Raw genomic sequence first — 15,597 nt, 5'->3', positions numbered from 1 at the left:
TTGGAGGTTAGAGATGAGCGAGGCCCTGCTGCTGGACCTGCTGAACACGACGCCGGTGGTCGACGGCGTGCCGCGCGACGACCTCGCTTCCCCCGAGGCAGGCCTGAGCTGGCTCTCCGCCCACGACCAGCCCGTGTCGGAGGACGAGTGGCGTGCTCTGGTGTCGGCGCGTACGGCGTTGCAGGCCGTCGTTCGCGGTGGCGAGCCCTCTGCGTTGGCGCCGTTCGTCGAGGGCGTGCGTCAGACGGCCGGGTTCGACTCGGGTGTCGCCTGGCACCTCGACCTGCCCGCCGGTCGTTCCGCCGCCGCCCAGGCCGTGCTCGCGTGGGACGCGCTGCGCGTCTCCAGCCCCGGCCGGCTGCGCCCGTGCGCCAACGACGAGTGCCGGCTGTTCCTGATCGACACCAGCAAGCCGAACACCGCCCGCTGGTGTTCGATGGCGGTGTGCGGCAACAGGATGAAGGCCCGCCGCCACTACCAGCGCACCCGAGAGGCCCAGTGATGGCCCACCTGCTGTCGTTGAACGTCGGTCTGCCCAAGGACGTCTCGTGGCGCGGCCAGACCGTCCACACCGGAATCTTCAAGCAACCGGTCTCCGGTCCGCTGATGGTCCGGCGGCTCAACGTCGACGGCGACGGCCAGGGCGACCTCGGCGGGCACGGCGGCGAGAACCGCGCAGTCCTTGTGTACCAACGGGAGTCGTACGAACACTGGCGCTCCGAACTCGGCCGGGAGTTCGAGTACGGCCAGTTCGGCGAGAACTTCACCGTCGACGGTCTGGCCGACACCGAGGTGCACATCGGCGACCGGTTCCGCATCGGCCAGGCGGAGTTCGAGGTCACGCAGCCGCGCGTCACGTGCTACCGCGTCGGCATGCGCCTCGGCGAACCCCGCATGCCGTCGTTGATGGTCGCGCACGGCCGCCCCGGCTTCTACCTGCGCGTGATCACCGAGGGCGAGGTCCAGGCGGGCGACGAGATCGTGCGCACCCGCGTCGGCAGGCACGAGATGAGCGTGGCGGACATCGACGCGCTGCTCTACCTGCCAGGCAAGGATCCCGAGAAGCTGCGCAAGGCGGTCGACATCCCGGCACTGAGTCCGGGATGGCAGGGCTCGTTCCGCGACCTCCTCACCCCTCAGCCCGAGGAATCGACGCAGTGGCAAGGATTCCGGCCGCTGCGAGTCACGAAGATCGTGCAGGAGAGCCCGACTGTCACGTCGTTCCACCTCGACGGTGACGGCCTGCCGCCTGCCACTCCCGGCCAGTACGTGACCGTGCGCGTGCCAGGTGCAGGGGTGCGGAGCTACTCACTCTCGTCCGATGCGTACCGGATCAGCGTCAAGCGCGACGGCCTGGTCAGCACGTACCTCCACACCGAGCTCAAGGTGGGCGACACACTCGACGTCGCCGCCCCGCGAGGCGATTTCGTCCTGGAGGCCGGGACCGAACCGGTGATCCTGCTGTCCGCAGGAGTCGGCGTCACGCCGGTGCTCGCGATGCTGCACGCGCTCAAGGGCACTGAGCGGGAGGTTTGGTGGCTGCACACCACGCGCTCTGCCGACCACTCCTTCGCGGCCGAGGCTGCGGAGGTGCTGGCGGGAATGCCTCGAGGCCATGAACACGTCCACCTCACCGACGACCCCTCAGCCCCCGCCCAGAGCCGCGGCCGCCTCACCCGAGCCGACCTCGCCGGACTCGCCCTTCCCACTGGCGCCTCCGCGTATCTCTGCGGCCCCAACGCTTTCATGGCCGACATGCGCGCCGCCCTCATCGACCTCGGCTTCGACCCGGCCCGCATCCACAGCGAGCTGTTCGGGGCGCGTTCGTCCATCAACCCCGGCCTGATCGGCACGAAAACCGTTGCACCGCACCAACCCGAACGCCAAGGCGACGGCCGGAAGATCACGTTCGCCCGCAGTGGCCTGACCGCGGCCTTGCGAGGTGGCGAGTCGATCCTCGAACTAGCGGAAGCGTGCGACGTCCCGACCCGCTGGTCGTGCCGCACCGGCGTCTGCCACACGTGCGTGACACCGATCGTGTCCGGCACCGTCCGGCACGACCCGGACCCGCTGGAACCACCGGCTCCCGGCCAGGCGCTCGTCTGCTGCGCCCGGCCGGAAACCGATCTGGTCTTGGACCTCTAGCCCAGGCAGCCCGGGCCGAGCAACGCCTTCAGGTCACCCATCAGCGACGGCGTCGGCGACACCCGCAGCGCGTCGTCCAGCTTCAGCATGGTGTTGCGCGACGCGTTGATGATCAGGTTGAGGTGCACCTCGGTCGAGCCGGGGTGCGCCCGCAGGACGTCCTTGAGCTGCGTGACGATCTCCGTACGGCACTTGGTGGCCGGCATCTTCAGCTTCAACGCCCGCGACCCGATCTCGCTCAGGTCCGGCACCACCAAGTCGTTGGCGATCAGCGAGATGCGGTCGTCGCGCTTGGCCACGCGGGCCTTGACCAGCACGATCGCGTCCTCGACGACCGACATGCCGTGCACCATGAAGCTCTTCGGGAAGAACAGCACCTCGATGCCACCGGCGAGGTCCTCGAGCTGGGCCGAGGCCCACGACTCGCCGTTCTTGTTCACCCGTCGCGTCACCGAGGCGAGGATGCCGCCGAGCGTGACCTGGTGGCCGTCGGGGACGTCGCCTTCCAGGATCCGAGCGATCGACGCGTCCGAATAGGACTCCAGCACGTGCTCGACGCCGTTCAACGGGTGCCCGGACACGTAGAGGCCGAGCATCTCGCGTTCGAGGGCGAGCTGGTGCTTGGACTCCCAGTTCTCGACCGGGATCTTCACGTCGAAGACGCCCGCGATGTCCTCGTCGTCCGAGTCGCCGCCGCCGAAGAGGTCGAACTGGCCCTTGGCCTCTTCCTTCTTCGTGATCATCACGGCGTCGACCGCGTCCACGTGGACCATGTGCAGGCCCTTGCGCGGGTGGCCCAGCGAGTCGAACGCGCCGGCCTTGATCAGCGACTCGACGACCTTCTTGTTGCAGGCCGTGGCGTCGATCTTGCGCAGGAAGTCGGAGAAGTCGACGAACTTCCCCTTCTCCTTGCGCGCCTTGATGATCGAGTCGACGACGTTGGCGCCGACGTTGCGGATCGCGCCGAGACCGAAGCGGATGTCCTTGCCGACCGGGGCGAACTCGCGCTCGGACTCGTTGACGTCCGGCGGGAGCACCGTGATGCCCATGCGCCGGCACTCGGCGAGGTAGATCGCCGACTTGTCCTTGTTGTCGGAGTTCGTGGTGAGCAGCGCGGCCATGTACTCGGCCGGGTAGTTCGCCTTGAGGTACGCGGTCCAGTACGCGATGACGCCGTAGGTGGCGGAGTGCGCCTTGTTGAACGCGTAGTCGGCGAAGGGAACCAGGATGTCCCAGAGGGTCTTGATCGCCTCTTTCGAGTACCCCTGGTCGATCATGCCCTTCTCGAAGCCCTCGAACTCCTTGTCGAGGATCTCCTTCTTCTTCTTGCCCATCGCGCGGCGGAGAAGGTCTGCTTGGGCCAACGTGTAGCCCGCGACCTTCCGCGCGATCGCCATGACCTGCTCCTGGTAGACGATCAGGCCGTAGGTCGTGTCCAGGATGTCCGCGAGCGAGTCGACGAACTCCTCGTGGATCGGCGTGATCTCCTGGAGCTTGTTCTTGCGCAGCGCGTAGTTCGTGTGCGAGTTCGCGCCCATCGGACCCGGCCGGTACAGGGCGATGACGGCCGAGACGTCTTCGAAGTTGTCCGGCTTCATCAGCCGCAGCAGGTCGCGCAGCGCCGAACCGTCGAGCTGGAACACACCCAGCGTGTCGCCGCGGCCGAGCAGCTCGTACGTCTTCTTGTCGTTCAACGGCACCTGCGCGCCGTCGGTGATCTCGATCTTGCCCTTGCCGTTGAGCTCGATGTTGCGCAGGGCGTCGTCGATCGTCGTGAGGTTCGACAGACCGAGGAAGTCCATCTTCAGCAGGCCGAGCGTCTCGCACGTCGGGTAGTCGAACTGCGTGATGATCGAGCCGTCCTGCGGGCGCATCCAGACCGGGATGTGGTCCATCAGCGGTTCCGCGGACATGATGACCGCACACGCGTGCACACCGGCGTTGCGGATCAGGCCCTCGAGACCACGACCGGTGTCGATGATCTCCTTGACCTGCGGGTCCGTGTCGTAGAGCCCGCGGACCTCGGTGGCCTCGTTGTACCGCTTGTGCGACGAGTCGAAGATGCCGGACAGCGGGATGTCCTTGCCCATGACGGCGGGCGGCATCGCCTTGGAGATCCGGTCGGCGACCGCGTACCCGGGCTGCCCGTACAGAACCCGGGCGGAGTCCTTGATGGCGGCCTTCGCCTTGATGGTGCCGAACGTGATGACCTGGGCGACGTTCGCCGAGCCCCACTTCTCCGTGACGTACCGGATGACGTCACCGCGCCGACGCTCGTCGAAGTCGATGTCGATGTCGGGCGGCGAGACGCGGTCCGGGTTCAGGAACCGCTCGAAGATCAGGCCGTGCGGCAACGGGTCGAGGTCCGTGATGCCGAGCGCGTACGCGATGAGCGCTCCGGGAGCGGAACCACGACCGGGGCCGACGCGGATGCCGTTGGCCTTGGCCCAGTTGATGAAGTCCGCGACGACGAGGAAGTACGACGGGAACCCCATCTGCAGGATGACGCCGATCTCGAACTCCACCTGCTTGGTGTGCTCGTCGTCGACCCCGTTCGGGAACCGCCGGTGCATGCCGCGCCAGACCTCGTCGCGGAAGAACTGGTCCTCCGTCAGCCCGTCCGGCACCGGGTAGACCGGCATGAGGTTCTTGAACGCGAACATGCCGGTCGTGTCGACCTTCTCCGCGATCAGCAGGGTGTTGCGGCACCCCTCCTGCCACGCGTCGCTGCTGTCCACCGCGCGCATCTCGTCCGGCGACTTCAGGTAGTAACCCGTGCCGTCGAACTTGAACCGCGTCGGGTCCTGCAGCGTCTTGCCCGTCTGGATGCACAGGAGCGCCTCGTGCGTCTCCTTGTCCGTCGGGAACGTGTAGTGCGAGTCGTTCGTCACGACGAACGGGATGTCGAGCTTCTTCTGGATCTCCAGCAGACCCCCGCGAACCCGGCTCTCGATCTCGATGCCGTGGTCCATGATCTCCATGTAGAAGTTCTCTTTGCCGTAGATCTCCTGCCACTTGGCAGCAGCCTCCAGCGCTTCCTTCTCATGGCCCAGCCGCAGCCGGGTCTGCACCTCACCGGACGGGCACCCGGTGGTCGCCATCAGCCCGGCGCTGTGCTCGGCGATCAGCTCCGCGTCCATCCGCGGCCACTTGCCGAGCTGCCCCTCGGTCGACGCGAGGCTCGACAGCTTCATCAGGTTGTGCAGGCCCTCGGCGTTGCGCGCCCAGATCGTCTGGTGCGTGTACGCGCCGGACGCCGACACGTCGTCCGCCTTCTGCCCGGGATCGCCCCACAGCACGCGCTTCTTGTTGAACCGCGACTCGGGCGCCATGTAGGCCTCGATGCCGATGATCGGTTTGATCCCGGCACCTTGCGCCTGCTTGAAGAAGTCGTAGGCCCCGTACATGTTGCCGTGGTCGGTGATGGCCGCGGCGGGCATGCCCATGCGCTCGCACTCGGCGAACATGTCCTTGAGCTTCGCCGCACCGTCGAGCATCGAGTACTCGGTGTGCACGTGCAGATGCACAAACGAGTCCGACACGGGCAACCCCCTTGTATAGCAAGCGTTTCCGCGCATATGAGGGGGACGGGAAGGCCCCTGGCGCTCGTCGAGACTAGCCGACTTGCTTTGGTTCATGAACGTCGACCCGCCCAACGGTTTCAAGATCTTCCGCCAGGGCAAAAGGTCGGCATTCTACAGCTCGTCGGCGATCAATCGCGCGCACGACAGCGCACGTCACCTTGATCTCGATCCGGTAGGCGGTGACGCGAAGATCGCAGGCGGAAGGTAGCGTTCACCGCGTGGTGGCCCCTGATCCCGTAGACGCACGCCTGCTCGCCGTCCTGGCCGAGTCGGGCCGTGCAGCCGTGCACGAGATCGCCCAGCGCCTGGGCATGGACCCGCGCGAAGCCGCCATGCGCCTCATCACCCTCTCGGGCAGCGGCCTGCCCCTGCTCGTCGGCGTCGAATGCGACCCGAACGGCATCCGCCGAGCCCTCGCGAACGCCGCCGCCTACGGCAACTACATGGGCGGCCCGCCCTCCGGCCCGTACTCGGTGCACCAGAGCGGCCCCCACCACGTCACCGGCCCCGCGCAGCCCCCGCAGTACGCCCCGCAGTACGCCCCGCAGAACCCGCCCAGCCAGCCCTTCCCGGCCCAGCCGCAGGCCACCTGGGGCCCGCCGCAGTCCGCGGGCTGGGTCCGGGCGGACCAGGCGCAGCCCAAGCCGTTCTCGCGGACCGGCAAGATCGGCTCCACCCTGGAGGCCGACAGCCTCGAGGGCGCGCACCTCTCGATCCAGCTCGTCGAGGTCGTGGACCCGGCCGACTTCCTCTTCACCGCGGCGGGCTACAAGCTGGCCGAGGGTGAACGGGCCGTGGTCGTCCACACCGAGGTCACCAACACCTCGCAGGTCCCGTACACCTCGCTGCCGGACATGTACCTGGTCCTGGTCACGAAGACCGGCGAAACGGTCACCAAGGCCCCGGTCTCGCTCTCCTCGCGCCCCGCGCACAAGCTGGGCGCGCAGCCCGGTGAGACGGCGGGCGGCCACACGGTCTTCGTCCTGCCGGACACGACCGAGGTGATCCAGGTCCGCTGGAGCGTCCGCCCCGAGGTGGACATCAACACGCTGGTGTGGACCGTAGAGGACTGAGCACGTCCAGCGCCGCCGCGTGCACGCCCGGCGCCGCGGCCAGGTACTCACGGCTGGTCAGCTCCCACGGCTTGCCGTCGAGATCCGTGACGACACCGCCTGCCTCCTGCACGAGCAGCACACCGGACGCGTGCGCGCGCACGTTGTCGTACTGCCAGTGCACGTCCATCCGACCGGCGGCGACCTGGGCGAGCTGATGGGTCACCGGCACGGAGATCCGCACGTAGAGAGCCTCCTTCGCCATCGCGGCGTACGAGGCGCCGACCCGGTCCGCCATCTCCGGCCCCTGACCGGGCTGAGCCTGGCCGGTGCCCGCCAGCGCGCCGTCGAGTGAGGTCTTGTCCGAGACCTGGAGCCGCACTCCGTTGAGGAACGCACCGCCGCCCTCGGTGGCCGTGAACATCTCGTCGAACAGCGGGAAGTACAGGACGGCCAGCACCGGGCGGCCGTCGCGGACCAGGCTGACGCCGATGTTCCAGTCGGTCATGCCGTGGACCGCGTTCATGTTGCCGCCGACGGGGTCGACGAGCCACCAGTCGCCCTCGTCGAGCGCTCCGGAGCCGTGTTCGTCGTTGAGCCAGTTCGCGCTCAGGTGGATCGCGGTCAGTTCGGGCTGGAGCAGGTCGACGACGGCCGCGTCGTTGGCGCGGACGGCCTCGATGATCTCGGCGAGGCTTGAGGCGCGAGATTCGGTCGAGTAGCGGTTCAGCATCCGGCTCCCTGCACGCCGGACTGCCGCGGTGGTGGCGGCGGTGAGAGCTGCGGGCGCGGGGGCGGTGGTGGCGCCGGTAGCGGTGGTGGGCATGGCTTCCTCCAAGATTGACTGTCATGCAAGCGGATCTGAACCTGTTGACCGTGCTGGACGCCCTGCTCGAAGAGGGCAGCGTGATGGGAGCGGCGCAGCGGCTGCACCTGTCGTCACCCGCGGTCAGCCGCACGCTCGGCCGGATCAGGAAGGTGACCGGCGACGACATCCTGGTGCGGACGGGCCACTCGATGACGCCGACGCCGTACGCGCTCGGGATCGCCGAGGAGGTGCGCCGGCTGGTGCGGGAGGCGAACGCCGTGCTGTCGCCGAGCCGTGAGCTGGACCTCTCCGCCCTGGACCGCACGTTCACCGTGCAGTGCCACGACGCGCTGGCCTCGTCCGTCATCCCGTCGCTGGTGGGCCGGATCGCGGAGCAGGCACCGGGTGTGCGGCTGCGGGTGCTGGCCGAGCACTCCGGCGACACCGACGACCTGCGGCACCGCGTCGACCTGGAGCTCGGCGGCGGCACCCCGGATCTGCCGGAGTTCCGCTCCGAGACCCTCGGCACCGATCCGCTCGCCGTGGTCATGCGGTCCGGTCACCCGTGCGGCGAACTGGATCTGCGCGCCTACGCGGCCTACCCGCACGTACTGGTCTCCCGACGTGGTCGGCTGACCGCGCCGATCGACGACGTGTTGGCGGCGGAAGGGTTGCAGCGCAAGGTGATCGCGACCGTGGCGACGGTGCACACCGCCCTGCAGATCGCGGCGGCGAGCGACGCGCTCGTGACCACCACGACGATCCTCTGCCGGCCGTTGATCGAGGCGTTCGGGCTGGTCACCCGGCCGCTGCCGGTCGAGTCACCGGAGGCGGCGATCAACTGCAACTGGCACCAGCGCTACGACTCGGACCTCGCCCACGCATGGCTGCGCGACCAGGTGCGGGCGACTCTCACGGAAGTGCTAGCGCGATGACGCCGGGAAAACGCGGGTTCTCGGCCTCGTCGAGCATCGCGGCCGCCACGGTTTCGCGGCTGACCTTCGCACCGAGGTCGAACGGCGGCCCGGCGTCCAGCCCGACCGTGCGGCGGTCTGGGCTTTCGCGTTCATCGCTGAGCACCCCCGCGTGGAAGACGGTGCCCCCGGCGGCGAGGACGGCGTTGTCGGCCGCGATCTTGTCCGGAATCCGGTCGCCCAGGAACTTCCAGAGGACAGCGGCGCCCTCGCCCGCGGCCTCTGCCGACCCGCCCGTTCCATAGGCGCCGAGCCAGATGATCCGGCGCGGCCCGGCGGCGACGACCGCCTTGGCGCCGTCGAGGAGGACGCCCGCGCGGTCCGTGCCGAGGCCGGACAGCACGACGGAGTCCACGTCGAGGGAAATGCTCGAAGGGTCGCTCACATCACCGGCGACCTTGCGCAGGTTCGGGTGGTCCAGGCCGATTTTCCGCGGGTCGCGGGCGATCGCGGTGACGGTGTGGCCACGCTCCAGAGCCTGGCGGGTGAGGGCGAGACCGGTCCGGCCGGAAGCCGCGAGAATTGTCAGGTGCATGCCGAAAACGCTATTGAGCACACCGATTAACATCAAGTGCAATGTCATCAACCGGTGATTTACCCAGACGCAATCAGCCTTCTTCGCGCAGCTTTTCCAGCGATTCGGCGAGATCAGCCGGGTATTCCGACGTGTAGGTGACCCACTGGCCGTCGGCCGGGTGGTGGAAGCCGAGCTGCCGCGCGTGCAGCCACTGCCGGGTCACGCCGAGCCGCTTGGCCAGCGTCGGGTCCGCCCCGTACGTCAGGTCGCCGACACACGGGTGGTGCAGCGCCGAGAAGTGCACGCGAATCTGGTGCGTGCGCCCGGTTTCCAGGTGCACCTCGACGAACGACGCCGCCCGGAACGCCTCGATCACCTCGTAGTGCGTGATCGACGGCTTGCCGGAGTTCATCACCGCGAACTTGTAGTCGTGCTTCGGGTGCCGGTCGATCGGGGCGTCGATGGTGCCCTTGATCGGGTCCGGGTGCCCCTGCACGATCGCGTGGTAGACCTTGTCGACGGTCCGCTCTTTGAAGGCGTGCTTCAAAGCCGAATAGGCGGACTCGGACTTGGCGACGACCATGACGCCCGTGGTGCCGACGTCGAGCCGGTGCACGACACCCTGGCGTTCGGCGGCACCGGACGTGGCGATGCGGTGGCCGGCGGCGGCGAGCCCGCCCACGACGGTCGGCCCGGTCCACCCTGGTGACGGGTGCACGGCGACGCCCACCGGCTTGTCGACCACGATGATGTCGTCGTCCTCGTGGATCACGACCAGGCCCTCGACCGGGATCGCCTGCACGGTGACCGGCTGCGGCGGAGCGGGCAGCGTGATCTCCAGCATCGCACCGGCCGTCAGCCGGTCGGACTTGCCCACGACCCTGCCGTCGATCAGCACGTCGTCGGCGTCGGCGATCGACGCGATCGCGGTGCGGGACAGACCCAGCAGCTTCGCGAGGCCCGCGTCGACACGCATGCCGTCCAGCCCGTCCGGAATGGGCAGCGTTCGGTAACCGCTCACGCGTCGACCTTCTTCTCTTCTTTGTGAACCGTCCCGTCGTAGTCGTGCTGCAGAAGCGCCAGCACCACGATCGTCGCGCCACCGCAGACGATCGCCATGTCGGCGACGTTGAACACCGGCCACACTCGGCCGAACGGGTCGAACAGCGACAGGAAGTCCACCACGTGGCCGCGCATCGGCCCAGGCTGCCGGAACAGCCGGTCGGCCAGGTTGCCGAGGGCCCCGCCCAGCACCAGCCCGAGCCCGACGGCCCACGGCTGGGAGCGGAGGTTGCGCGAGATCCAGAGGATGAACCCGGCGACGCCCAGCGCGATGAGCGCCAGGATCCACGTCATGCCCTCGGCCATGCCGAACGCGGCGCCGGGGTTGCGGACGAACGTCAGGTAGAGCACGCCGCCGAACAGCTTGATCGGGTCGGCACCCTCGAGGAACGCCACGGACAGGACTTTGGTGAGGACGTCCAGCGCCAGCACGACGGCGGCCAGCACCGCGAGGATCTTGATCCGCGGCTCGGGCAGCGAACCGCTGATCGCGAACTCCGGCTCGATGACGTCGTCGGAGGACACGACCCGCTCGGCGGCGGGCTTCTCCTCCTCGGCCGGCAGCTCCGCGACCACGGCCACGGCCTCGGTTTTGGTGTCCGCGCCGGCGTCGTCGGCTTCGTCGTCGGCGAGATCGACCCCGACGAACTCGTTGGACTTGCGATCCGCGACCGGCTTCGGCTCGCTGACCTGCTCTTCCGCAGGCTTCTCAGCGACCTCGTCGGCGGCCTTGGACTCGTCACTCACCAGGTCATTGTCCACTACCGGAACTACGCGAGGAACGGCGGCAGGGTTCGGCTGTCGTCCTCGGGCACCCAGCGGCCGTCGCGCTGCGTGTAGGTCCACTTCGGACCCTCGGTGACGAGAGTGCGCAGCGCGGCCACCAGGCGGTCGACGTGCTCGGCGGTCGTACCCAGGCCGATCGAGGCACGCACGGCGCGCTCCTCGTGCGATCCGGCCTGCTTGACGAGCCGCCCGACGATCACGTGGGCGCAGAACGCTCCGTCACGGACGCCGATGCCGTACTCGCAGGACAGCGCCGCCGCGAGGAAGCCCGCGTCGAAGCCGGAGATCGTGAAGCTCACGACGCCCACCTTGTCGGCGTCGGTCAGGATCGACAGCTCGCGGAAGCCAGGGATCGAGCGCAGCCCGTCCTGCAGGCGCGTCAGCAGCTCCTGCTCGTGCGCGACCGTCTGCTCCCAGTGCCGCGACAGGATCTCGCAGGCCGACGCCAGCGCGTGCACGCCGACGACGTTCGGGCTGCCGGCCTCGTGCCGCTCCGGCACCGCGGACCAGGCCACGCCGAGCCGGTCGCCGTGGTCGGTCACCTTGGCCGTCGCACCGCCGCCCACCAGGTACGGCTGAGCCTGCTGCAGCCAGTCCGCGCGACCCACCAGGACGCCGGCACCGAACGGCGCGTAGATCTTGTGGCCGGAGAACGCGATGTAGTCGACGCCCAGCTCACGGACGTTGATCGGGCGGTGCGGGGCGAGCTGCGCGGCGTCGAGCGCGATGCGCGCGCCGTGCCTGCGGGCGACCTTCGCGAGCTCCGCGACCGGCCACAGCTCCCCCGTGACGTTGGACGCCCCGGTGACGATCACGAGCCTCGGGCCGACCGGGGCGGCGGCAAGAGCCCGGTCCAGCGCGACAACAGCAGCGCCGGACGACGACGGGGCGGGAATGCGCTGAACGTTCGGGCCACGCCACGGCAGCAGAGCGGCGTGGTGCTCGCTGTCGAACAGCACGACGGCGGTGTTGCGAGGAACGCTGCGCGCCAACAGGTTCAGCGAATCCGTGGTGTTGCGGGTGAAGACGACGGTGTCGGACGAGTGGGCGCCGACGAACTTGCGGATGCGGTCCCGCGCCTGCTCGTAGACGCGAGTGGAGACCTGGGAGGCGAACCCGGCGCCGCGGTGCACGCTGGCGTACCAGGGCAGCAGCTCGTCGACGGCGTCGCGCACCTCCTGCAGACAGGGCGCAGAGGCCGCGTGATCGAGGTTCGCATACGTCACGCGCTCTCCGGTGACGAGAGGAACGCGCAGGTCAGCGCCGACGACAGCGGGAACCGAGGTAACAGTCTGAGGGGTGATCGCGAGCGTCATCGAACTGCCTCCGAGGCCAGGGGCCCCGTTCTGCGAAGGCCCGCGCTTGACCGGCGCCCCACGCGCCGGACCAGGTCCTCACCAAGGGCACCCCACCGCGGTTGGAGGGTTGCCGGCCAGCAAGCTTGGGCTTGACGCTGGCTCTCATGACCTGCCGATGACGTTAGCGGAGCCTCGCGGCGGAAGTCGACCACCGATCACATGCTGAGAAGCCTCGGAGACCGAGCTAGTCGCCTGTCTCGCCCTTCCACCGTGCGTAGCGACCGGCCCGGTCCACGGCACGTATGCGCCGCTCAGCGGCATCGCGCGCCTCTTCGGTGGTCACGATGAGCAACTGGTCGTCGACCTGCAGCCGAGTCGTCGGCTGTGGCGTGAAACTCTTCCCCGACCGCACCACGAGGCTCACCGTGGCGCCGCTCGGCAGCCGCAGCTCGGTCATGTAGACGCCGTGCAGCTTCGACCCGCGCTGGATGTGCACCTGCAGCAGCTCGGCGCCCAGCTCGTCCAACGGCGAGGAGTCGACCTGCACCTCCTGCGCCTCGTGCAGGTTCACCAGCCCGAGCCGCCGCGCGAGGAACGGCAACGTCGAACCCTGCACCGCCGTCAGCACGATGACCAGCACGAACACCGCGTCGACCAGGTCGCGCGCACCCTCGACGCCCTGGATCAACGGAATCAGCGCGAACACGATCGGCACGGCACCGCGCAGCCCCGACCAGGAGAGGAACGCCTGCTCCCGCCACGGCACCTTGAACGGCAGCGAGGCGAGCACGACCGACAGCGGCCGTGCCACGAACGTCAGCACCACGCCCGCGATCAGCGCGGGAACCAGCGCGTCGAGCAGCCGCGACGGCGAGGCGTACAGGCCGAGTAAGACGAAGAGCCCGATCTGGGCGAGCCATCCCAGCCCCTCGGCGAACGAGAGGGTGTCGGCGCGGTGCGGCAGGCGGGCGTTACCGAGGGCGAGCGCGGCGACGTAGACGGCGAGGAAGCCGGACGCGTGCACCAGATCGCCTGCGGTGTAAGCGATCACGCACACGGCGACGGTGGCGAGTGGGTACAAGCCGGTGGCGGGAAGCGCCGCGCGTCTCAGTGCCGCCGCACCGAAAACGCCGAGCAGCACGCCGATGAGCGCGCCCGCCGCGAGTTCGTAGAGCACCAGCAACGGCGCGGTCCACGAGATCTTGTCCGCCGACGCCAGCAGCACCACGGCGATGTAGACCGGCGCGTCGTTGAGGCCTGATTCCAGTTCGAGCGCGCCCGTGAGCCGCGCCCCCACTCCCAGCGACCGCAGCACGCTGAACACGGCCGCCGCGTCCGTGGACGACAGCACCGCGCCCCACAGCAGCGCCATCCGCCAGTCGAGACCGAGCAGGAAGTGCAACGCCGTGCCGGTGACCGCGACGCTCACCGCGACGGCCACTGTGGACAGTGCCACGCCTAACCACAGCGACGTCTTCACGGCGTGCCAACGGGTCGTGAGCCCGCCCTCGGTCAGGATCAGCACCAGGGCCGCGATGCCGAGAGACTGCGTCAGGTCGGCGTCGTCGAACTTGATGCCGAACACCGACTCGCCGAGGAGCACTCCGATGCCCAGGTACAGCAACAGCGAGGGCAGGCCGAGCCGGATCGACACCCGCACCGCGATCACGGAGATCAGCAGTACGGCTGCGCCGATGCCCAGCACGACCGTGATGTCACCCACCTGGACCATTCTGGTTGATCACCACCGAATTGGACGAATCAGACGCGTTAACAACACCCGCCGTTCGCCCCTACTGGGCTCATGCGCGGTGGAGCATGTTGATCAGTGGCTCAATCCCTACCCTGCACGGAGTTGAACCATGAGGATCCTCATCGCGCTGGCGGCCGCCTTGATGGTGACCGGAACCACAGCGGCGCAAGCGGCGGCACCTGCCGTCCTGGCAGCACCGAACATCAACGTCGCGAACGTCCAGGCGCACCTGAACCAGTTCCAGACGATCGCGAACAACAACGGCGGCAACCGCGCCCACGGTCGTCCCGGCTTCAAGGCCTCGATCGACTGGGTGAAGAGCAAGCTCGACGCGGCGGGCTTCGCCACGCGCGTGCAGTCGTTCACCTACGGCGGTGCCACCGGCTACAACCTGATCGCCGACTACCCCGGCGGCGACGCCAACAACGTCGTCATGCTGGGCGGCCACCTCGACAGCGTCACCAGGGGCCCCGGCATCAACGACAACGGCAGCGGCTCCGCCTCGATCCTGGAGGTCGCCCTCCAGGTGAAAGCAACCGGTTTCAAGCCGACCAAGCACCTGCGGTTCGGCTGGTGGGGCGCGGAGGAGCTCGGCCTCATCGGTTCGAAGGCCTACGTGAAGTCCCTGTCCAGCACCGAGAAGTCGAAGATCAAGGCGTACCTGAACTTCGACATGACCGGCTCGCCGAACCCCGGCTACTTCGTCTACAACGGCCGTGAAGCCGGGTCGTCCCCCGGCTCGGTCGAACTGCAGCAGCGCCTGGAGGCGGCCTTCACGGCGATCAACGTCAAGACCGAGCTGACCAACGTCGACGGACGCTCCGACCACGCGGCGTTCTCGAGCGCGGGTATCGCGACCTCGGGCACGTACGCCGGCGGCGACGAGCGGAAGACCGCGGCGCAGGTGGCGAAGTGGGGCGGCACGGCCGGTCAGTACATGGACCGCTGCTACCACCAGGCCTGCGACACCACGTCGAACATCAACGCCACGGCTCTCGACCGCCACGCGGACGTGATGGCCATCGCGTTGTGGGGCCTGGCCGCCTAGAACCTGGTCAGCACCTGCACGGCCTCGTCGAGCACCGGTTCGACGAGGTCGGGCAGGGTCACGTACATCTGCGCCTGGCCGAGGTAGAGGCTGAACGCGATCAACGCGCGCTTCTTCGCGTGCTCGTGGTCGAACCCGAGCTGCTCGAACAGCTCGGTCAGGTAGCCGAGCCTTCTCTCCGTGACGCGCTTGAGAACCGGCGCGATCACCTCGTTCTCGGCGCCTGCCTGCAACGCCATCTCCACCGAGCCCTTGCGGTGCCGGTCGAGCACCGTCGCGAACAACGTCCTGAGCTTGTCCTGCGGCGTGCGTTCCGACTCGACCAGCTCGATGACCCTCTCGGTGTGCTCCCGTTCCCACCGCTCGACCGTCGCCCTCAGCAGCGCGTCGCGGTTCGGGAAGTGGTGGTAGACGCTCCCCTTCGTCGCTCCCGCCCTGGCCGCGAGCGGTTCGACGGCGACCGCGTTGAGCCCGCCTTCCGCCAACGCTCTCAGCGCTATCTCAGTCCAGTCGTCACGGGTGCGGCGCATTTCCGTACGCTAGCGTATGGTTCGCCAACATACGGTGCCG

At 68.6% G+C, this 15,597-nt stretch carries 14 protein-coding genes and 1 riboswitch; of the genes, 6 read left to right on the top strand and 8 right to left on the bottom strand.

The genetic code is table 11. The annotated features are described in order from the left end of the window. The first annotated feature begins 13 nt into the window (after positions 1-13). Complete coding sequence (locus AB0M24_RS35345; RefSeq protein ID WP_363777820.1) at positions 14-502, top strand: CGNR zinc finger domain-containing protein; 489 nt, start codon at positions 14-16, stop codon at positions 500-502. Beyond that, positions 502-2,145, top strand: coding sequence for an MOSC domain-containing protein (locus AB0M24_RS35340; protein ID WP_363777819.1), 1,644 nt, complete (start codon positions 502-504; stop codon positions 2,143-2,145). Before AB0M24_RS35345 ends, AB0M24_RS35340 begins: the two co-directional genes overlap by 1 nt. Here the strand turns inward: AB0M24_RS35340 and dnaE are convergent. Then, a complete protein-coding gene (gene dnaE / locus AB0M24_RS35335) occupies positions 2,142-5,723 on the bottom strand; it encodes a DNA polymerase III subunit alpha (RefSeq protein WP_363777818.1) in 3,582 nt (1,193 codons plus the stop codon). The two genes, AB0M24_RS35340 and dnaE, sit on opposite strands and share 4 nt — an antisense overlap. Positions 5,724-5,781: 58 nt before the next feature. Between dnaE and AB0M24_RS35330 the strand changes: the two genes are divergently transcribed. Both AB0M24_RS35330 and AB0M24_RS35325 read left to right on the top strand, forming a co-directional pair. Continuing rightward, positions 5,782-5,937, top strand: coding sequence for a hypothetical protein (locus AB0M24_RS35330; protein WP_363777817.1), 156 nt, complete (start codon positions 5,782-5,784; stop codon positions 5,935-5,937). 10 nt (positions 5,938-5,947) lie between these two features. Then, on the top strand, positions 5,948-6,802 hold the full coding sequence (locus tag AB0M24_RS35325) for an AsnC family protein (protein ID WP_363777816.1): 855 nt from the start codon (positions 5,948-5,950) through the stop codon (positions 6,800-6,802). Here the strand turns inward: AB0M24_RS35325 and AB0M24_RS35320 are convergent. Next, positions 6,771-7,607 (bottom strand): inositol monophosphatase family protein, encoded by an 837-nt coding sequence (locus AB0M24_RS35320; RefSeq protein WP_363777815.1) that lies wholly within the window; start codon positions 7,605-7,607, stop codon positions 6,771-6,773. The genes AB0M24_RS35325 and AB0M24_RS35320 overlap by 32 nt on opposite strands. Before the next feature lie 23 nt (positions 7,608-7,630). Here AB0M24_RS35320 and AB0M24_RS35315 point away from each other — a divergent pair, with 23 nt between their 5' ends. Continuing rightward, positions 7,631-8,524 (top strand): LysR family transcriptional regulator, encoded by an 894-nt coding sequence (locus AB0M24_RS35315; RefSeq protein ID WP_363777814.1) that lies wholly within the window; start codon positions 7,631-7,633, stop codon positions 8,522-8,524. Here AB0M24_RS35315 and AB0M24_RS35310 read toward each other — a convergent pair. The 5 genes from AB0M24_RS35310 to AB0M24_RS35290 all read right to left on the bottom strand — a co-directional run bounded on the left by AB0M24_RS35310 (position 8,502) and on the right by AB0M24_RS35290 (position 13,949). Continuing rightward, positions 8,502-9,098, bottom strand: a complete 597-nt coding sequence (locus AB0M24_RS35310; RefSeq protein ID WP_363777813.1) for an NAD(P)H-binding protein — start codon at positions 9,096-9,098, stop codon at positions 8,502-8,504. The two genes, AB0M24_RS35315 and AB0M24_RS35310, sit on opposite strands and share 23 nt — an antisense overlap. A gap of 73 nt (positions 9,099-9,171) precedes the next feature. Further along, entirely contained in the window at positions 9,172-10,056 is an 885-nt protein-coding gene (locus AB0M24_RS35305; RefSeq protein WP_363777916.1) for an RluA family pseudouridine synthase, read from the bottom strand. A gap of 41 nt (positions 10,057-10,097) precedes the next feature. Next, positions 10,098-10,889 (bottom strand): signal peptidase II, encoded by a 792-nt coding sequence (lspA, locus tag AB0M24_RS35300; protein WP_363777812.1) that lies wholly within the window; start codon positions 10,887-10,889, stop codon positions 10,098-10,100. Positions 10,890-10,912: 23 nt separating this feature from the next. Continuing rightward, on the bottom strand, positions 10,913-12,244 hold the full coding sequence (locus AB0M24_RS35295; protein WP_363777811.1) for an aminotransferase class V-fold PLP-dependent enzyme: 1,332 nt from the start codon (positions 12,242-12,244) through the stop codon (positions 10,913-10,915). A gap of 37 nt (positions 12,245-12,281) precedes the next feature. Then, a riboswitch (SAM riboswitch) is annotated at positions 12,282-12,396 on the bottom strand. Positions 12,397-12,470: 74 nt separating this feature from the next. Further along, positions 12,471-13,949, bottom strand: a complete 1,479-nt coding sequence (locus AB0M24_RS35290) for a potassium/proton antiporter (protein WP_363777810.1) — start codon at positions 13,947-13,949, stop codon at positions 12,471-12,473. 139 nt (positions 13,950-14,088) lie between these two features. Here AB0M24_RS35290 and AB0M24_RS35285 point away from each other — a divergent pair, with 139 nt between their 5' ends. After that, positions 14,089-15,027, top strand: a complete 939-nt coding sequence (locus AB0M24_RS35285) for a M28 family metallopeptidase (RefSeq protein ID WP_363777809.1) — start codon at positions 14,089-14,091, stop codon at positions 15,025-15,027. On the opposite strand, the gene AB0M24_RS35280 is transcribed toward AB0M24_RS35285, so the two are convergent. Next, positions 15,024-15,557 (bottom strand): TetR/AcrR family transcriptional regulator, encoded by a 534-nt coding sequence (locus AB0M24_RS35280; RefSeq protein ID WP_363777808.1) that lies wholly within the window; start codon positions 15,555-15,557, stop codon positions 15,024-15,026. The genes AB0M24_RS35285 and AB0M24_RS35280 overlap by 4 nt on opposite strands. Between the last annotated feature and the right edge of the window lie 40 nt (positions 15,558-15,597).

Origin of the sequence: Lentzea sp. NPDC051838 (genome assembly GCF_040681245.1) — a bacterium.
GTDB lineage: Bacteria > Actinomycetota > Actinomycetes > Mycobacteriales > Pseudonocardiaceae > Lentzea.
The sequence above is the reverse complement of the archived record's forward strand: the minus strand, read 5'-3'. Positions and strand labels throughout refer to the sequence as shown.